Raw genomic sequence first — 17,889 nt, 5'->3', positions numbered from 1 at the left:
TAGCACCTTGAAGCAACTCTTGGAACGGTTGACACCTTTCAAACTGGCATTGTATTGCACGGATGATTGGGGCGCTTATGAGCGTTTATTGCCTGAAGATAAGCATTTAATCACTAAGCGCTACACACAAAGCATTGAACGGCAAAACCTGAATTTGAGGATTTGGATTAAACGTCTAGCACGCAAGACGATCTGTTTTTCTAAGTCTATCGAGATTCATGACAAAGTCATTGGAACCTGTATCGAAAGACGCTTCTTCAACTCCTTTAAATCATGACCTAAATTCTTTAAACATCAAGGTATAGAAAGAACAAAACAAAGTGTTGTCATATTAGCGCCTAATAAACAAGCGGGAAATAATTAACTTGAGCTCGCCGTAAGTCATACCAATTATAAACTAGCTAAAGCTTTGTTAATTAAGTGTAAAGTAGGCTGTTTCACTTTAGGAGTAAGAGTCAGTCCTGCGATGACGTGGGCGACCTAGTGCGAATTGTAGCCGCCTGACGTGGAAGGTTTCAGGATATGGTAATCCGATGAGGTATTCCACAACAGGCAGCTACTGATTTAGATTGACATTAGATTATTTTAGGCTATTTCTTACGTCGAACTCAGATTAAACAACGTGCCTTAACGCTTTAGGCGTGCTGCGCGGTCGGGGTAGTTTGCTTCCAATACGCGCAAGCTATCCGCCGCCAAATCGGCTTTACCTAATTGTTGGGCGGCAAGGATTTTGATTTCTAAGGCATCCACCACTGCGGGGGAACCTTGATAGTGCTTAATCGCGTATTCGGCGCGGTTAAACGCAGCCAGCCAAGCACCTCGCTCCATGTAGTATTTCGCCACATTCAGCTCGGTTTGTGCGAGGGAGTTGCGCAAATATTGAACGCGCAATTGAGCGTCAGCCGCATAAGCACTATTCGGGTAGCGCGTAATCACACGCGAAAAATCGTGGAAGGCTTCTTTCTGGCGCACAATGTCTAAATCAGCAATCGAGCGCGGGAAAATGCGATCAAATAAATTCGCATCACGGTTAAAATTGACTAAGCCGCGCAAATAATAAGCATAAGCCATATTATCGCTACCCGGATTCATACGAATGAAACGATCAATTAAATCAAGGGCTGCTTCCGGCTCATCATATTTATAGTGTGCATACGCAGATTCGAGCTGAGCTTGTTGGGCGTAATTACCCAGTGGAAATTTGGCCTCCAAGTTTTCATACAGGCGAATAGCGCGTGGGTAGTCTGTTCTGACGAGAGCACTTTTAGCGCTAGCATAGATTTGTTCAGCGCTCATGCCAGCGGTTTCGTCTTTCTTATTGCTACTATTACTACTGCTGCCAGAGAATAAAGAACAAGCACTCAGACTGGTTGCCAGCAGAAGAATGGTCGCTGCACGTCTTGCTGTGCTAGGAATTGTTGTGGTTATCGACATTTGTTTAATAACACGTATGATGGAACAAAGTTGCCAGTATACCGGATTCATTGAATTTAACATGCCCCACGATAAGCAAATTATTAGTATTGTGCCACCCGAGATGGCGCATCAACGTTTGGATCAAATCATTGCGAGTTTATGCCCACAATATTCCCGCAGCCAAATTCAGAAATGGATTAAAGCTGGCCAAATTCGCGTCAACCATAAAGAACTAAAACCCAAGGAGCGCTTAATTGGCGGTGAAGAGATTATCATTCAGACCACATTGACTGCGCAAACCCATGATGAGCCTGAGTCTATTGATTTCGAAGTAGTGCATGAAGACGACTCGATTCTGGTCATCAACAAACCAGCGGGTTTGGTCGTGCATCCGGGCGCGGGTAATTGGTCAGGTACTTTGGTGAATGGTTTATTACATTATGACCCACGCTTAGAGAACTTGCCGCGTGCTGGTATTGTGCATCGCTTGGATAAGGATACGACAGGTTTAATGGTGGTCGCTCGTACTTTAGAAGCGCATCAATCCTTAGTCAGCCAATTACAAGAGCGTACTGTGAGTCGTGAATATTTGGCGCTAGTACAGCGGGTGGTGATTGCGGGTGGAACGATTGAGGGGAATATTGGGCGGCATCAAGTAGATCGTAAACGTATGGCGGTGGTGGATGAGGAAAGCGGCAAAGAAGCGGTGACCCATTACCGTGTGGAAGAGCGCTTCCAACACTTCACTTTATTACGTGTGGCCTTGGAAACGGGCAGAACCCATCAGATTCGTGTGCATTTAAGCGCGAAGCATATGTCCTTGGTGGGTGATCCTGTTTATAGTGGGCGGCAAAAAATGCCTGCGGGCATTAGCCAAGAACTGCGTGAAACCTTACGTACTTTTCCACGCCAAGCGCTTCATGCCACCTTATTAGCGCTCGAGCATCCTGAAACGGGCGAAGACATGGAGTGGGAAGTGCCAGTGCCTGAGGATATGGAAGCTTTATTAGATTTATTACGTGCTGAGGAGCCGCTATGAATCCCGATTGGATTAAGCCTGAGTGGCCTGCGCCAGCCCATGTGCACGCGGTCATAACGACGCGCCAAGGTGGTTTTAGCCAAGCGCCTTATCACTCCTTAAATGTGGGCGATCACGTGGGCGATGAACCTTATGCCGTGGCGAAAAATCGTCACTTAGTCGGCGATCTTTTACATCTACCCACGGAGCCACTGTGGTTGCAGCAAGTCCATGGGGTGGTCGTTTCAGGGATGAATACTAGCAGTTGCACGCCGCAAGCGGATGCTGCTGTTGCTTTTAAAGCAAAACAAGTTTGTGTGGTAATGACGGCAGATTGTTTGCCGGTGTTGTTTTGCGATAAAGCTGGGACACGAGTGGCGGCGGCTCATGCGGGCTGGCGTGGTTTATGTGATGGTGTGTTGGAAGAAACCGTGAAGGCGCTGGATTGTCAACCCCATGAGCTATTAGCTTGGATGGGGCCTGCGATTGGGCCAAGTGCTTTTGAAGTGGGTTCGGAAGTTCGCGCGGAGTTTATCCAGCGTGATGCGCAAGCAGAGCAAGCTTTTGTGAAAAGTCAGTTTGATGGAAAGTGGTTAGGCGATCTTTATCAATTAGCACGCCAACGTCTCAATAATGTCGGTTTGTCAGCAATCTACGGCGGTGGATTTTGCACCTATACCGATAAGGCACGATTTTTCTCATATCGTCGCGATAATGTAACTGGCCGTATGGCCAGTTTAATCTGGTTGTCGACAATTCCCTGAGTTTTCTTCGCAAAACTTAGCCTGAATGGGTGGCAGGTTTTGCCATTTGGGATATACTTGCGCGCCAATATCAAGAATTATCGTCAAATTCACACGACAGTTGGACAATAAAATATAGACCGCTATCTCTAATGATGAGAGTGAAGGAGTATGGACTAGATGAGTGGACAAAATATTTCTCGGCTGGATGAATCGTTTTTAGATGGCGAAGCGGCCATTTTCTTGGATCAGCTCTACCAGCAATATCAAGAAGCTCCTGAAACGGTATCAGGAGAGTGGCGTGACTATTTCAAAACCATGGAAATACTTGAAACCACTAAGCCAAATGGCAAAGCGGTCAATGGTGAGGCCATGAAAAATGAAGAGATGTATCAGCCACAAAGCGTATTGGAGCGTCGTAGTTTCCAAGTTCGTGTTTCGCGCTTGATCAACTCTTATCGTTATGTAGGGCATTTAGCCGCCAATCTTAATCCACTCGGCGATTATGGTACTCATGTACCGACCCCAGAACTAACACTGGAAGCCAACGATTTACATAATACGGATCATAGTATTGCTTTCGACCCCGGCTCTTTCAATATTAAAGCAACGCCAACACTCGGCAATATCTTCCATGCACTGAAAGAAACCTATACGCGTACTATTGGTTTTGAGTACATGCACATTATGGATTTGGAAGAAAAGCGTTGGATTCAGGCGCGGATTGAGCCTGATATGGGACGCGAAGTACTCAATAACGATCAAAAGAAAATGTTGCTCAAGCAGTTAACGGCGGCGGAAGGTTTCGAGCAATATTTGCATCGTCGCTTTGTAGGCCAAAAACGTTTCGGTCTGGAAGGTGGCGAAAGCTTAATTCCTATGTTGCATCGTATTCTGCAAGAAGGCGGTGCGGCGGGTATGAAAGAAGCCGTTATCGGCATGGCGCATCGTGGCCGTTTGAATGTACTGATTAATGTGATGTATAAGCCATCTGGTGTGCTATTCAGCGAGTTCGAAGGCAAAACCACGGATGGGCAATACACGGGTGACGTTAAGTATCACAAAGGTTATTCCAGCGACATTATGACGGAGGGTGGCCCCGTACACTTGGCACTAGGCTTTAATCCTTCACACTTAGAAATCGTAAGTCCTGTGGTCATTGGTTCAGTGCGTGCACGTCAAGAGCGTCGTGGTGATCGGACTGGCGAACAAGTCATGGCGATTAGTATCCATGGCGATGCCGCATTTGCGGGTCAAGGCGTCGTGATGGAAACCTTCAATATGGCACAGACGCGCGGTTATCGCACCTTGGGTACGGTTCATATTGTTATCAATAACCAAGTCGGTTTTACGACTAGCACCACGACCGATAGCCGTTCTACACATTATCCAACGGATGTGGCGAAGATGATTAATGCGCCGATCATCCACGTGAATGGTGATGATCCAGAAGCAGTTATTTATGCTGCGAAGGTCGCCTTAGATTATCGTAATCGCTTCAAGAAAGATGTGGTGATTGATTTGGTTTGTTATCGCCGTTTAGGTCATAACGAGGCGGATGAACCCGCTATGACGCAACCGGTGATGTATAGCATCATCCGCAATTTACCAACTACCCGTACGCAGTACGCCGAAAAGTTGGTGAAAGAAGGTGTCATTACACGGGAAGAAGCCGATGCTATGGTGGCTGAGTTCCGTGCTGTTATGGAAGCGGGTGAGGTGGTGCGTGGTTATTTCGGCCAGCCAGTAGTAGACGGTTTGCCGAACGAGCTTCAAACGCACTGGAAAAATTATTTAGAAGGCAAATGGCGCGATAAAGTGAATACCGCCGTGAGTGCCGAGCGTATTGCTTCCTTATCCTCAAGCTGGCTGAATAATATTCCGTCTGATTTCAAAGTGCATCGTCGTGTTCTGAAAGTTATTGAAGACCGTGTTGCGATGGGTAAAGGTGAAAAGCCTGCTGATTGGGGTTTCGGTGAGACCTTAGCTTATGCGACTTTATTAGAAGAAGGCCGCCATGTACGCTTGTCCGGTCAGGACTGTGGACGCGGGACTTTCTCTCATCGTCATGCAGTGCTGCATCACCAAGAAGAGCGCAGACAGTGGTTACCCTTATTGCATCTGACGCCAAATCAAGGCTCGTTCAACGTTATTGACTCAGTATTGTCTGAGGAAGCGGTGCTGGCTTATGAATATGGTTATGCTACGGCTGAGCCAGAAAGCTTAACAATTTGGGAAGCGCAATTCGGCGATTTCGTGAATGGTGCGCAGGTGGTTATCGACCAGTTCATTAGTTCCGGTGAGCAAAAGTGGCAACGTTTATGCGGTTTGGTGATGTTCTTGCCTCATGGTTTTGAAGGCCAAGGGCCGGAGCACTCTTCTGCGCGGATTGAGCGGATGGTGCAATTGGCAGCACAGGAAAATATGCAGATTGTGATTCCAACCACACCTGCGCAAACCTTCCATATGCTGCGCCGTCAAGTGCTGCGTAATTATCGTAAGCCTTTGATTGTATTCACACCGAAAAGCTTGCTGCGTCATCCATTAGCTGTGAATGAGCTGAAAGATTTCACCGAAGGTGAATTCCAATTAGTCATCGATGAAGTGGACAGCCATATCACTAATAATAAAGCGGCCGTAGATCGCGTTATTATGTGTAGTGGTAAGGTGTATTACGATCTGTTAGAAGAGCGTCGGAAAAATAATCTGGAGAATGTGGCGATTGTGCGGATTGAGCAAATCTATCCTTTCCCAGCGCCTGAATTGCGTACTGTCGTTTCTTCGTATCCGAATCTAAAGCATTTGATTTGGTGTCAAGAAGAGCCAGTCAATCAAGGTGCATGGGATGGTATTCGTCACCGTTTCGAGGCTTATGAGTTGGCAGAAATTTCTTGTGTGAGTCGTCCGGCAGCAGCAGCGCCTGCCGTAGGTTCGCTGTATGTTCATCAAGCTCAGCAACAAGCTTTAGTGAAAGAAGCGTTGGGGATTTCGAACGAAGCCGCAAAAGCCTAATCCGCTAAGTTAAACCAAAAACCCTGAAATTTGCTCGTCGAATTTCGGGGTTTATTTTTTTATTTTCTCTATTCATCTCCTGCCTTTAGCAATTTTCTTGCTTACCTCAATAACCTGCGTTCGATGTAAGAAATGTGCCGAATGATACGGGGCTTCCTAGAAGTCAGTAGCGCCTGTTGTGGAATACTTCATGGGATAACCACATCTTAAAACTACCCATGCAAGTTATAACCTGCTAAGCCAAGGGTATTAAGGGCTTTATCAATCGCAATGATCTGTCCGCTTAACACTGTGCGAGTAGTAGGTATCAAACTGCTTCGAATGCAATGAATCATTCCCCAGTTTTTTAAACAAATAAGCACCGATCGAATGATTCGATTCACTTATAGCATTACTCTCCATTAAACTAATTAACTTCAGGGCAGCTAAAAAGGGCAACTCATGCAAACACATGGAAATTTTGAATTTCTCAGTGAGCATAGCCCGATTCTTTTGCAGCTTGCGCGCACGGCTGAGGCGATTTTTGTGAGTGATCCGAATACAACACTCATTAAATTACGCCAATTAGGAGAAGCATTAGCGCAGGATTTAGCGAGTCGCTATGGCATTCGTTTTGATGAACAGACGACGCAAAAAGACTTGCTAAATAAATTGCAGCAAGAACTGCAATTAGATCGCAAAATCCGTGATTTATTTTACATACTGCGTGTGGAAGGAAATAAAGCCACGCATGAATTTCAAACGCGCCATCAAGAAGCCCTAAATGGCTTGAAAATGGCACGCGAACTGGCTGTATGGTTTCACCGCAGCTTTGGCAAACAAGGCAGCCAATTTAAAGTGGGTGCATTTATTCCACCGCGTGATCCGAGCCAACCTTTACGCGAACTCACCGAACAGATTGCACAATTACAAAGCCAATTAAACAGCGCACATCAACAAGTTGATTCTAATCAAGCCTTATTAGAGCTAATCAAACAGCAAAAAGTGGAAGCAGATGCTTTAGCCCAATTGATGGATGAAGAAGCACAGCACTTTAAACAACAAGCGGAAGCGGCTGAATTAGAATTATTAGTCCAACAAGAGCAATTTCAGGCTGAAATTAGACAACTACAATTAGCTTTAGCCAACCAACATGATGCCGCACAGCAGAATAAACGCCGCAAAGAGTTATTACATAAGATTCACTTAGCTAATAAACAGATATATTTAAGTGAAGAGCTAACCCGTGAACTGATTGATCAGCAACTACGCGAAGTCGGCTGGGAAGCGGATAGTAAAAATCTGCGGTTTAATTTGGGGGCACGCCCTGAGGCCAAAACCTTTAAAGCCATTGCCGAATGGCCGACCCATGATGGTCAAGCGGGGCGAGCGGATTATGTCTTGTTTGCGGGTTTAACCCCGCTAGCTGTGATTGAAGCGAAGCAATTGACTAAAAATGTCTATCACGCCGTCGATCAAGCTAAGCGTTATGCCCGTGGTTTTCAAACGCATGATGCTTGTCAGTTAGCAGGTGAATGGGGGTCGTTTAAAGTACCGTTTGCTTTTGCCACTAATGGGCGGGCCTATTTACCTCAATTAGAACAAGAAAGCGGCATTTGGTTTTTAGATTTACGTGACGATTATAATCAGAGACGTGCTTTAGAACATTGGTATAGTCCTGCGGATTTACAGGCTTATTTAAAGCAGAACATAGCACAAGCTGAAACGACGCTTGCGAGTATGCCATTTAAATTTGATTTCCATTTGCGCCCCTATCAGATTGCTGCTATTCAGGCCGCAGAACTGTGCATCTCCCAACAGCAACGGGAAATTTTGCTCGCAATGGCGACCGGTACGGGCAAAACCAAAACTTGTATAGCCCTGATTTATCGTTTACTTAAAGCGCAACGTTTTCGACGTATTTTGTTTTTAGTGGATCGTAGTGCCTTGGGTGAGCAAGCTTATAATGCGTTTAATGAAACACGCATGGAAAATGCCAGTACCTTTGGCAATACCTTCACTGTATTAAATATGAAGGATAAATATCCAGAAGGCGATGCGCGCTGTGTACAAATTGCCACGGTGCAAAGCATGATTAAGCGTGCGTTATTTGAACCAGACCAACAACCTAGCGTCGGGCAATATGATTGTATTGTGGTGGATGAATGCCATCGTGGTTATCTGTTAGATAAACTAATGGATGATACTGAACTCACCTTTCGTGACCACGACGATTACTTGTCTAAATACAAACAGGTTATCCATTATTTTGACGCAGTACGCATTGGCTTAACCGCTACACCTGCTGCGCACACGGCTCAGATTTTTGGTAAGCCCGCTTTTACCTATACTTATCCTGAAGCAGTGATTGATGGCTTTTTGGTTGATCACTTGCCACCGATTCGGATTCAGACCCAATTAGCAAAAGATGGGATTCATTATGCCGTACAAGAAGAGGTCAAGGTCTATGATGCCACTAAACAGCAAGTCGTCAGCTATAACACACCCGATGAATTGAGCTTTGATGTAGCGCACTTTAACCGCAAGGTCATTACTGAGAATTTTAATCGTGCGGTACTGGGGCATTTGATTGAGCAAGAGCTGATTGATCCAGATCAGCCTGCCAAGACCTTGGTATTTTGTGTGAATGATGATCACGCTACTTTAGTGGTGCGCTTATTTAAAGAAATTTGTCAGCAGCATTTAGGCGCGATTGAAGATGATGCGATTATGAAAATTACGGGTTCAGTGGATAAGCCACTCGATCAAATTCGCCGCTATAAAAACGACCGTTTACCCAATATTGCCGTCACCGTCGACTTACTCACCACGGGTATTGATGTGGACAGTATTTGCAATTTAGTCTTTTTGCGCCAAGTGAATAGCCGTATTTTATACGAGCAAATGCTAGGCCGCGCTACTCGGCTCTGCCCTGCGATTGGCAAGGGTCATTTTCGGATTTTTGATGCGGTGGACTTGTATTCCAAGCTTGAAGCAGTCAATACCATGCGCCCAGTAGTGACTGACCCGACCATTAGCTTTATACGTTTGGAAACGGAGATTGCACATGGCGAAAATGCCGATTTGGTCGAATTAGCCAAGGGGCAACTGCTGGCTAAATTACAAGTGAAAAAGAACTACCTCACCGACGCACAAACCGAAGCCATCCAAAGCTTAACAGGTGAGAACTTAGCCACTTTAATCCCCCCCCTCAAAGCCATGTCGCCTGCTGATTTAGCAACGTGGATGCAGCAACATCAAGGTCTTGGCGATATTCTTGATGCTAAGGTCAAAACTAACCGCCCTACGCTGGTAATTTCTGGGCATGAGGATAAAGTAGTGAGTGTTACTGAGGGTTACGGTGAAGGTAATACCCGCCCTGAAGATTATTTAGAAGCCTTCCGCCAGTTTATTAATTCCCAAGGCAATAAACTGCCCGCACTCGAACTAGCTATTACACGTCCTTGGTCGCTGACACGGGCTGATTTGAAAAAGCTCGTGATAGAGCTAGAGAAAAATCATTTCCGCGAGCTTGACTTAGATGCAGCGTGGAAAGCTGCCAAAAATGAAGCGATGGTTGCGCGTATTATCGGGCATATCCGCCAAGCGGCCTTGGGAGAAGCCTTAATTCCGTGGGCGGAGCGTGTCGATCAAGCCTTAGCCAAACTTCTTGCCCAGCAAGACTGGAATCTTGGACAACGCAAATGGCTACAAGCCATTGCAGGGCAAACTAAAGCAGAAGTAATTGTTGATATCGATTCCTTCCAAGCCGCCATTTTTAGGAATCAAGGTGGCTTAAAAAAGGCGAATCTACTGTTTGATAATCAACCTGAGGTCATTTTGCAGCGCTTTAATCAGGCATTGTGGCAGGATGCGGGCTGATGCTGCAATCCGTGCTAAACTGGAGCACTTGCTTAACCAGTTGAGGTTTAATGTTATGGATGCACGCTTACTGCAAGCCGAATCCTTAGGGGTAAAGCTGGAAATTGTGAATGGTTTGCCTATCTGGGAAGCACAGCCAGTTTATCGCCATCAACGTGCAGTCGATCAAGTGCGCAGCACGATTCAGCCGAGTCTAAACAAAGCCTGCCAGTGCATCCACATTGCTGATGTTTATGTCAGTTTTCCTGATGGTTCGCTCAAGCGCCCTGACATTTCGATCTTTTGCCGTGAACCAGATGAAGACGAAGCCGCGATTACCTTAGTGCCCGAAGCGGTGATTGAAATTATTAGCAAAGGCTATGAGGCCAAAGATTTGCAAATTGCCCCACCGTTTTATTTATCCCAAGGCGTGAAAGATGTATTGGTGATGAATCCGTATACTTTAGCAGTCTTGCATGTGCGGCGTGACGGTGCAAAACATTATATTTCCCCCGTTGAGCTAGAACTGGAATGTGGTTGTCGGGTCACGGTTTAGTTATTGGCGCAAGCTGGTAATTTCTTGGCGCAACTGTTGATTTTCTAAAACAATTTCTTGTAAGCGTTTAGCCATCACAACTATTTGTATCAACGTTGCATCAATTTTGGCTTGTAAATTTGGGTTAACATTGCTGCTAGTAGAATTCGCTAATACTAGGCCTTCTTCCTGATCTTTTTCGGCATACCACTGTTCGAGTTGCTGCTGCTCAGCCTCAGTGAGTACAAGGCCGCGTGTGGCTTTATCGTGTAGCTGAACCCCTAATTCATCTGTAATCATTGCGCTGTCCTTTTCAGGAAAATCATGTGTTAAGTTTACCATAACTCGTCAAGCTCGCACGGTTAGGCTTTTGCAAAGGCTAATTAATGCTAAACTCTGTACCCTTCTAGCCTGAGTCTGAGCTGTTTATGAGCACTGTCGATATTGTCGCCAAGCTGTGGAATTTGTGTAATGTGTTGCGGGATGATGGGGTAACTTATCATCAATATGTGACTGAGTTGACCTATCTGCTGTTTTTGAAAATGGCGCAGGAAACCGAGCAGGAGCACTTATTGCCGGAGGGTTATCGCTGGACGGATTTGAAGGAACAGAGCGAGCCGCAGCGTCTGGAAGATTATAAAAAACTGCTAATCCATCTAGGCTCGCATGGCAGTTCGATCACGCGGCGCATTTATAGCAATGCTGCTTCGGTGATTCGTAAACCTGTCACCCTGACTAAGCTCCTGACTGAAATTAATCAACTCGATTGGTACGATGCCAAAGCAGAAGGCTTGGGTGATTTGTATGAAGGCTTATTGCAGAAAAATGCCGATGAGAAAAAATCGGGCGCAGGGCAATACTTCACGCCGCGTGTACTGATTGATGCGATGGTGGCGTTAATGCGCCCTACCTTACAGGATGTGATTTGTGATCCCGCCGCAGGTACGGGTGGTTTTTTGATTAGTGCCAATCATTATCTGGAAAATCACTACGATCTAAATCAGCTTTCAGAAAAAGATTATGACCGTTATCAGCACCAAACCTTTTACGGTATGGAGTTAGTGGAAGATACCCACCGTTTAGCGCTGATGAATCTAATGCTGCATAACTTGGCGGTGGATGAAAAAGGCGCAGGGATTTTGTTTGGCGATACCTTGAGCAATGAAGGGCGCGATTTAAAGCCTGCAAGTTTGGTTCTGTCTAATCCACCGTTTGGGACGAAACAAGGTGGCGGTGCGCCGACACGCGATGATTTATTGCACTACACCAGTAATAAGCAACTTGCATTCTTGCATGTGATTTATCACAAGCTGTTAAACGCAGGTGGGCGCGCGGCGGTGATTTTGCCCGACAATGTGTTATTTGAAGCAGGCATTGGGCAAACCATTCGGCGCGATTTGATGGAAAAATGCAATCTGCATACGATTTTACGTTTACCCACCGGCATTTTCTACGCACAAGGCGTGAAAACCAATGTGCTGTTTTTTACTAAGCCTAGCGATCCTAAACAGGACACGGGCAATACCAAAAATGTGTGGGTCTATGATATGCGTGCCAATATGCCACAGTTTGGCAAACGCACAGTGCTAACGGAAGCGCATTTTAATGAGTTTATCGAATGCTTTGGCGCAGATGCTTATGGCAATGCAGCACGTACTGCACAGGATGAGAATGGACGTTGGCGTTGTTTTAGTCGGGAGTGGATTCGGGATACCAAAGGTGACTCGCTGGATATTAGTTGGTTGAAGGATGACAGCAGCGTGGACGCAGCAAGTTTACCAGAGCCTGAGGCGTTGGCGAGTGAAGCACTAGCTGAATTGGAAGCGGCAATGAGTGGTTTGCAGGATTTGTTGAAGGCGCTGGGGGCGGAGCAGGCGGCTTAGTTAGGCGTAAATTGATTCAAGCTGTTCTAAGGGCAATACTTTATAATTATTTCAAAATCACTGATTAGATGAGGATTGTATTATGACTTATGAAGAGCTTCAGCTAAAGATAAAAACCCTCGACCCTAGCTATTTGCAGCAGATAGCTGATTTTATTGACTTTATCAACCAGAAAAAACAAAAAACTTTTCAGCAAATGATTATGGAAAAACGCAAATATTTTCCAGAAACGCAGTTTACGCCAGCCACTGCAAAACCTGCTTACACAACGCGGACGCTAAGTATTGAGGATATGAATGCAGCAGTGGATTATGAAGCTGGTGAGCATCAATGATTGAGTTAGATACGAATGTTATTGTGCGCTATTTGAGCAAAGATGATGAGCAGCAAACTGAAGTCGCTACACAATTGATCATGCAAAATGAGTGTTTGTTATTGCAAACAGTATTGCTTGAAACAGTATGGGTATTAGGTTCTAAACGTGGGCACGCTTGGAGTCGAGAGCAGATCGCAGAGAATTTGAAGCATCTTTTAGGATTACCAACTTTAGCTCTTCAGGGCTTGGAACAGATGTATCAGACTTTAAGGTGGTACGAAGCAGGTATGGACTTTGCGGATGCTTTGCATTTAGCCAATAGTACGAGTCAGTTTGCTACATTTGATAGGCATTTAGCGAACAAAGCGGCGGAATTAAATGCGCCTACAAAGATTATTTTCTTGGGGCAACAGGCTCACTGATGGATTTAGATAGTTTGCCCACATCTTGGGTCATAACCTCTTTAGCTACAGTTTGTAGCGATATTAAACAAAAAACGCCTGAGCTAGATGAACAATTAACCTATATCGATATTGCGAGTATTGATCGACACTTAAAGGCCATCACCGAGCCACAACTACTCATTGGCAAAGATGCGCCAAGCCGTGCAAGGAAAATTGTTCAAACCAATGATGTACTCGTTTCAATGACGCGCCCAAACTTAAATGCTGTCGCTATAGTAAAAAGTGGGCTAATAAACCCAATAGCTTCTACAGGTTTTGATGTGCTTCGAGCTAATCAGGTACATCCGCAATGGATTTTTTTTCAAGTTAGAAACCAAACTTTCATAGAGGAGATGTCAGATAAGGTTCAAGGGGCTTTATATCCTGCTGTGAAAAGCGCCGATATTCGTAGTTATGAAATCCCACTCCCTCCCCACGCCGAACAACAAGAAATCGCCACCCGTTTAGATGCTTTACTCGCGCAAGTGGATACGATTAAAGCGCGTTTGGATGCGATTCCAGCGATTTTAAAACGCTTTCGGCAATCGGTGTTAGCAGCGGCGGTGAGTGGGAGGCTGACGGAGGATTGGAGGAACGACAGTAATTATATTGGAACAAATATAAATATGTTAATTCCACAATCTTGGCAATTACTAAGTATTGATGATGTCGCTGAGGTAAAAGGTGGAAAAAGACTACCTAAAGGGGAAGAACTATTAGCGACTGATACAGGTTATCCTTACATTAGAACAGGACAACTTAAAAGTGGAACCGTAATAACCGAGGGACAACTATATCTAAAGCCAGAAGTACAAAAGCAAATTTCTCGTTATATCGTTAATACAGGGGACATTTATATAACTATTGTTGGAGCTTGCATAGGTGACGCAGGAATTATTCCTGAAGCTTACGATGGCGCAAATCTCACTGAGAATGCAGCAAAAATATGTAACTTTAAGAAGAAATTAAATAATCAATATTTTTCGATATGGTTACGTAGTCAATTTTTGCAAGATATTATTTCATTTGAAATAAAATCAGGTGCTCAAGGTAAATTAGCATTGCATAGAATAAAAAGTCTTCCTTTTTCTTACCCTTGCATCGAAGAACAAACCGAAATCGTCAAACGAGTTGAACAACTCTTTGCCTTCGCCGACCAAATCGAACAACAAGTTCAAAGCGCCCAAAACCGCGTGAATAATCTCACCCAAGCCATCCTCGCCAAAGCCTTTAAAGGCGAACTGACTGCTGAATGGCGCGCGCAAAACCCTGAACTGATTAGCGGGGAAAACAGCGCGGCGGCGTTATTAGAACAGATTCAACAAACCGCAAAACCCACTAAAACTAAAGCAGGCAAAACCCAACAAGGGCAACTCGCCCTAAAACCAAACCATTAAGCCATCCACACAAAGGCTGAATCGCTTTCGCTGTTCTAAACGTAACGCACCTGAATGCAATGCCTCGTCGTTATACGCTGAGCGGTTTGTTGCGCTAAAACTATCAAAATTTGGTATATAGCAGCTTGTGTTTTAATAGGGCTTTTAACAAATGGCAATCATAAAAAAAATGGTGTTAGGCTGGGCTTTAGCTTTAGCCGGTTGTTCCGCAATGGGGCCAGCGTCTAATTTCATCCAAGCACCCAAAATTTCTATCCAAGACGCCTCCGTGCAGAATATTTCGTTGATGCAGGGGACAGGTTTAGTCACCTTACAAATCACGAACCCGAATCCAGTGCCGATTCCTTTGGAAGGGGTGCAATATAATTTGCGTCTGAATGGCGCACAGGTGGCTAGTGGGGCGCAACGTCAGTCTATGCACCTCATGCCGAATCAGCCCATGGCAGTGCAAATTCCTATTCAACTTAATCTACAGCAAATTATGCAATTAGCGCCTAATCTGTGGCGTTCACAGCAGGTGCAATACGAACTTGATGGCGCAGTGCAAGTGCCTTACTTAAGTATTCCTTTCCAGCGCCAAGGCGAGATCGGCGTACAAATGTAGTACAGTTACACCTTGCATTAGCATTACAGTTCCCGACCAACGCACCACTGTCATGAAATCGAAAAGTTTGAACTGAATCTGTACCGTTGTGCATTTGGCTTTTACACTAGGGCTTTTAGCATTCAATGAGAAAAGAATATGTTTGAGCAGGCTTGTTGCTGGATTGACGGCAAAATCGTCCCCGTTTCGGAAGCTAAAGTTTCAGTATTTGACCACGGTTTTTTATATGGTGACGGCATTTTTGAAGGCATTCGCTTTTATAATCGCAAAGTATTCCGTTTACCGCTGCATTTAAAACGTTTTGAGCGTTCGGCCGTAGCTTTGCAATTAACGTTACCGTATAGCTTGGATGGGATCGAAGCGGCGATTTATGAAACGATTAAAGCCTCACCCTTGAGCGATGGTTATTTGCGGGTCATCGTGACGCGGGGAGTGGGCGTATTAGGCATCAATCCAGCGTCTTGCGCAAAACCTAGCTTAATTGTAATTGCCGATGAATTAAAAATGGCGAGTGATGAGCAACGTGAAAAAGGCGTAAAAGCCATTATTACTTCGACGCGTCGCACTATGCCAGATCGCTTAGATTCACGTATTAAAAGCATGAATTATTTGACTGCGATTTTGGCGCGCATGGAGGCGAATTATGCGGGGGCGGATGAGGGGATTTTATTAAATGACCGTGGGTTTGTCGCTGAAGGCACTGTGGCGAATTTGTTTGTGGTCTCCGAAGGTATATTACTAACGCCTCCGGCTACCGAGGGAGCGTTGGGCGGTATTACACGTCAGACTATTTTAGAGTTGGCTCAGGTGTTAAATATTCCCGCTCGTGAAGCAGCCTTAACCGCTTATGATTTATATAATGCCGAAGAGTGTTTCTTCACCGGAACCGGAGCGAAATTAATTCCAATCCGTGAAATAGATGGGCGTAAAATTCGTCATTGTCCGGGCAATATTTATCGCAGCTTATTCAAAGCCTTTAATGAATTAGTGCAAAAAGAAACTGCTTAAACAAACTAGGATAGGCTAGTCGCTAGACTTAGCCTGTCAAACTGGTACGCTGGCATAGTTTATTAGCGAGTTTTCTGGGTTTGCGCGTAGTGGCATTCGCCCAATAAGCGACCGTAGGGATTTTATCGGGCACGAGTCCAGCCTGCGCAGCGCTTACGGTTTGCGCAATATACTCAACGAGCGAGTTAGTGATTTTGCCTTCAAGGCGTAATTGAATCATGTGGATGGCGCTGCCGAATAACATGGCGGTGGCTATGTGTTCATCCATGGAGCGGAATTCGCCGTGTTGCATACCTGCTTGCACAATAAAACGTAGTTTTTGAAAAGCTAGCGATTCGCTGACGGCGGGTTCATCAGGCAAAAAATCGGGATGGTGAGTATGAAACAAAAACGCAATCATATTGCGATGCGTTTCAGTGAAATGAAATAGCTCACTAATAATGCGCTGATGTCGTTCGCTAGCGCTTGGGTAGTTAGCTATGGCCGCATCGACGACCTCCGCTAGTTCATTCAACAAATGTTGGTATAACGCGCGTGCGATGCCCTCTTTGCCGCCAAAATGATTATAAATAGAGCCAATACTGACCTGAGCTTGGCGCTGAATCTCATGAATGGAAATATTATGAAAGCCTTGCTGCACAAAGAGGTTTAACGCAGCCGTCAAAATGCGGCAGCTCAACGATTCGTTTGGGTCATTCGGTTTTCTTAAATATGGCATAGTTCAGACTGATCTGGTTGTAGGTGTTGAAGGCTACCTTAAACGCCTCACAGCCTAAGATCAATACTTCCTCTAGACGAATAAGCTAATGCTTATAGCTTACTGAAAAATTTTAATAACTCGCACTTTTGTCCTCACCGATCATTTGCTGGTGTACAAATACTTTGCCTTCAGTGTCTGTAATGGTGGCAGTTAATTGTTGCTGTGTACTAGGCTTAAAATCAAAGCTTAATACGGGATTTTCACTAATGGAAATATTGGTTTCAGCTGATAAAATAATATCTTCGCCTAATTTAACCTCAATCGCTTTAATATAATGGGCTGGCACAAAAAGTTGGGTTAACTGGTCGCGTTGCAAACCGGTTAAGTTCGGATGTTTAATCGCCAAACTGGCTTGTGCCCAGTCATGCGTAGACTTGCTCGTTAAGTTATTAATCTTAAAGCGCATTTGTCCTAGTTCCTTGGCCGCTTTTTGCATATCTGTTGCCGCAGGTGCTGAGCAACCGCCACTCGCTTTCACAAAATGACTTTGCATATACAATTGACCATCACTGGTTTCGGCAATCACGCGAACGGGGGAATATTCATTCACACGAATAAATAAGTCTAATTGTGCAATATGGCTATTCGGACTTAAATTAAACTTGCCTGCTAATGGACTAGGATTATTGTCGATAATTAAATAAAGGCTTTTTAATTTAGAAATATCTAAATCTTTTGGGCGGGTAGTAATGCTCACGGGTACACGCGCTGGGTCTTCGGCACGATCGGGAGCAGTTAAACTCACTACACTTGTATTTTCTTGGATGGGTCGTTCCTGAAAATAAAAGTTCTTCAGGCGGCTATTCCACGCTTGGTTGAGATCGGGCGGTTCAGTGCCTGCTGAAACGATACTTGTATAAGCAAGCAGACATAAGCTGCTGATCAGTCTAAGAAATCCTTGCATAACTCCTCCC

At 45.0% G+C, this 17,889-nt stretch carries 16 protein-coding genes; 12 read left to right on the top strand and 4 right to left on the bottom strand.

All coding sequences use genetic code 11. The features are described from left to right. Nucleotides 1-277 (top strand): IS1 family transposase (locus A3IE_RS0116515; RefSeq protein ID WP_020396103.1); only part of this gene is annotated, 277 nt, incomplete at its 5' end. Nucleotides 278-627: 350 nt separating this feature from the next. Here the strand turns inward: A3IE_RS0116515 and A3IE_RS0116510 are convergent. Beyond that, the gene (locus A3IE_RS0116510) at nucleotides 628-1,485 is read right to left on the bottom strand and encodes an outer membrane protein assembly factor BamD (protein WP_245539210.1); all 858 of its coding nucleotides are present in this window, start codon (nucleotides 1,483-1,485) and stop codon (nucleotides 628-630) included. A 10-nt stretch (nucleotides 1,486-1,495) separates the two neighbouring features. Between A3IE_RS0116510 and rluD the strand changes: the two genes are divergently transcribed. From rluD to A3IE_RS0116485, 5 genes are all read left to right on the top strand, one after another. Next, nucleotides 1,496-2,455, top strand: coding sequence for a 23S rRNA pseudouridine(1911/1915/1917) synthase RluD (gene rluD / locus A3IE_RS0116505; protein WP_026154993.1), 960 nt, complete (start codon nucleotides 1,496-1,498; stop codon nucleotides 2,453-2,455). Next, the gene (pgeF, locus tag A3IE_RS0116500; RefSeq protein ID WP_020396735.1) at nucleotides 2,452-3,198 is read left to right on the top strand and encodes a peptidoglycan editing factor PgeF; all 747 of its coding nucleotides are present in this window, start codon (nucleotides 2,452-2,454) and stop codon (nucleotides 3,196-3,198) included. Before rluD ends, pgeF begins: the two co-directional genes overlap by 4 nt. Before the next feature lie 159 nt (nucleotides 3,199-3,357). Continuing rightward, nucleotides 3,358-6,189 (top strand): 2-oxoglutarate dehydrogenase E1 component, encoded by a 2,832-nt coding sequence (locus A3IE_RS0116495; protein ID WP_020396734.1) that lies wholly within the window; start codon nucleotides 3,358-3,360, stop codon nucleotides 6,187-6,189. A gap of 441 nt (nucleotides 6,190-6,630) precedes the next feature. After that, nucleotides 6,631-10,050, top strand: a complete 3,420-nt coding sequence (hsdR, locus tag A3IE_RS0116490; RefSeq protein WP_020396733.1) for a type I restriction-modification system endonuclease — start codon at nucleotides 6,631-6,633, stop codon at nucleotides 10,048-10,050. 55 nt (nucleotides 10,051-10,105) lie between these two features. Further along, on the top strand, nucleotides 10,106-10,585 hold the full coding sequence (locus A3IE_RS0116485) for a Uma2 family endonuclease (protein ID WP_020396732.1): 480 nt from the start codon (nucleotides 10,106-10,108) through the stop codon (nucleotides 10,583-10,585). On the opposite strand, the gene A3IE_RS0116480 is transcribed toward A3IE_RS0116485, so the two are convergent. Next, complete coding sequence (locus A3IE_RS0116480; protein WP_020396731.1) at nucleotides 10,586-10,864, bottom strand: hypothetical protein; 279 nt, start codon at nucleotides 10,862-10,864, stop codon at nucleotides 10,586-10,588. A gap of 128 nt (nucleotides 10,865-10,992) precedes the next feature. Between A3IE_RS0116480 and A3IE_RS0116475 the strand changes: the two genes are divergently transcribed. The 6 genes from A3IE_RS0116475 to ilvE all read left to right on the top strand — a co-directional run bounded on the left by A3IE_RS0116475 (nucleotide 10,993) and on the right by ilvE (nucleotide 16,215). Further along, nucleotides 10,993-12,447, top strand: a complete 1,455-nt coding sequence (locus tag A3IE_RS0116475; protein ID WP_020396730.1) for a class I SAM-dependent DNA methyltransferase — start codon at nucleotides 10,993-10,995, stop codon at nucleotides 12,445-12,447. Between the two features lie 82 nt (nucleotides 12,448-12,529). Further along, nucleotides 12,530-12,781 (top strand): hypothetical protein, encoded by a 252-nt coding sequence (locus A3IE_RS0116470; protein ID WP_020396729.1) that lies wholly within the window; start codon nucleotides 12,530-12,532, stop codon nucleotides 12,779-12,781. Continuing rightward, a complete protein-coding gene (locus A3IE_RS0116465) occupies nucleotides 12,778-13,185 on the top strand; it encodes a type II toxin-antitoxin system VapC family toxin (protein ID WP_020396728.1) in 408 nt (135 codons plus the stop codon). Before A3IE_RS0116470 ends, A3IE_RS0116465 begins: the two co-directional genes overlap by 4 nt. After that, complete coding sequence (locus A3IE_RS0116460; RefSeq protein ID WP_020396727.1) at nucleotides 13,185-14,603, top strand: restriction endonuclease subunit S; 1,419 nt, start codon at nucleotides 13,185-13,187, stop codon at nucleotides 14,601-14,603. Before A3IE_RS0116465 ends, A3IE_RS0116460 begins: the two co-directional genes overlap by 1 nt. A 151-nt stretch (nucleotides 14,604-14,754) precedes the next feature. After that, complete coding sequence (locus A3IE_RS21090) at nucleotides 14,755-15,207, top strand: LEA/WHy family protein (protein WP_020396726.1); 453 nt, start codon at nucleotides 14,755-14,757, stop codon at nucleotides 15,205-15,207. A gap of 138 nt (nucleotides 15,208-15,345) precedes the next feature. Next, nucleotides 15,346-16,215, top strand: coding sequence for a branched-chain-amino-acid transaminase (gene ilvE / locus A3IE_RS0116450; RefSeq protein ID WP_020396725.1), 870 nt, complete (start codon nucleotides 15,346-15,348; stop codon nucleotides 16,213-16,215). Between the two features lie 28 nt (nucleotides 16,216-16,243). Here ilvE and A3IE_RS21085 read toward each other — a convergent pair whose 3' ends face one another. Both A3IE_RS21085 and A3IE_RS21080 read right to left on the bottom strand, forming a co-directional pair. Then, the gene (locus A3IE_RS21085; protein WP_051062553.1) at nucleotides 16,244-16,933 is read right to left on the bottom strand and encodes a TetR/AcrR family transcriptional regulator; all 690 of its coding nucleotides are present in this window, start codon (nucleotides 16,931-16,933) and stop codon (nucleotides 16,244-16,246) included. A 112-nt stretch (nucleotides 16,934-17,045) separates the two neighbouring features. Next, a complete protein-coding gene (locus A3IE_RS21080; protein WP_020396723.1) occupies nucleotides 17,046-17,879 on the bottom strand; it encodes a quinoprotein dehydrogenase-associated SoxYZ-like carrier in 834 nt (277 codons plus the stop codon). Nucleotides 17,880-17,889 lie beyond the last annotated feature (10 nt).

This window comes from Thiolinea disciformis DSM 14473 (assembly GCF_000371925.1).
GTDB lineage: Bacteria > Pseudomonadota > Gammaproteobacteria > Thiotrichales > Thiotrichaceae > Thiolinea > Thiolinea disciformis.
This window is presented reverse-complemented; position numbering and strand designations above follow the sequence as displayed.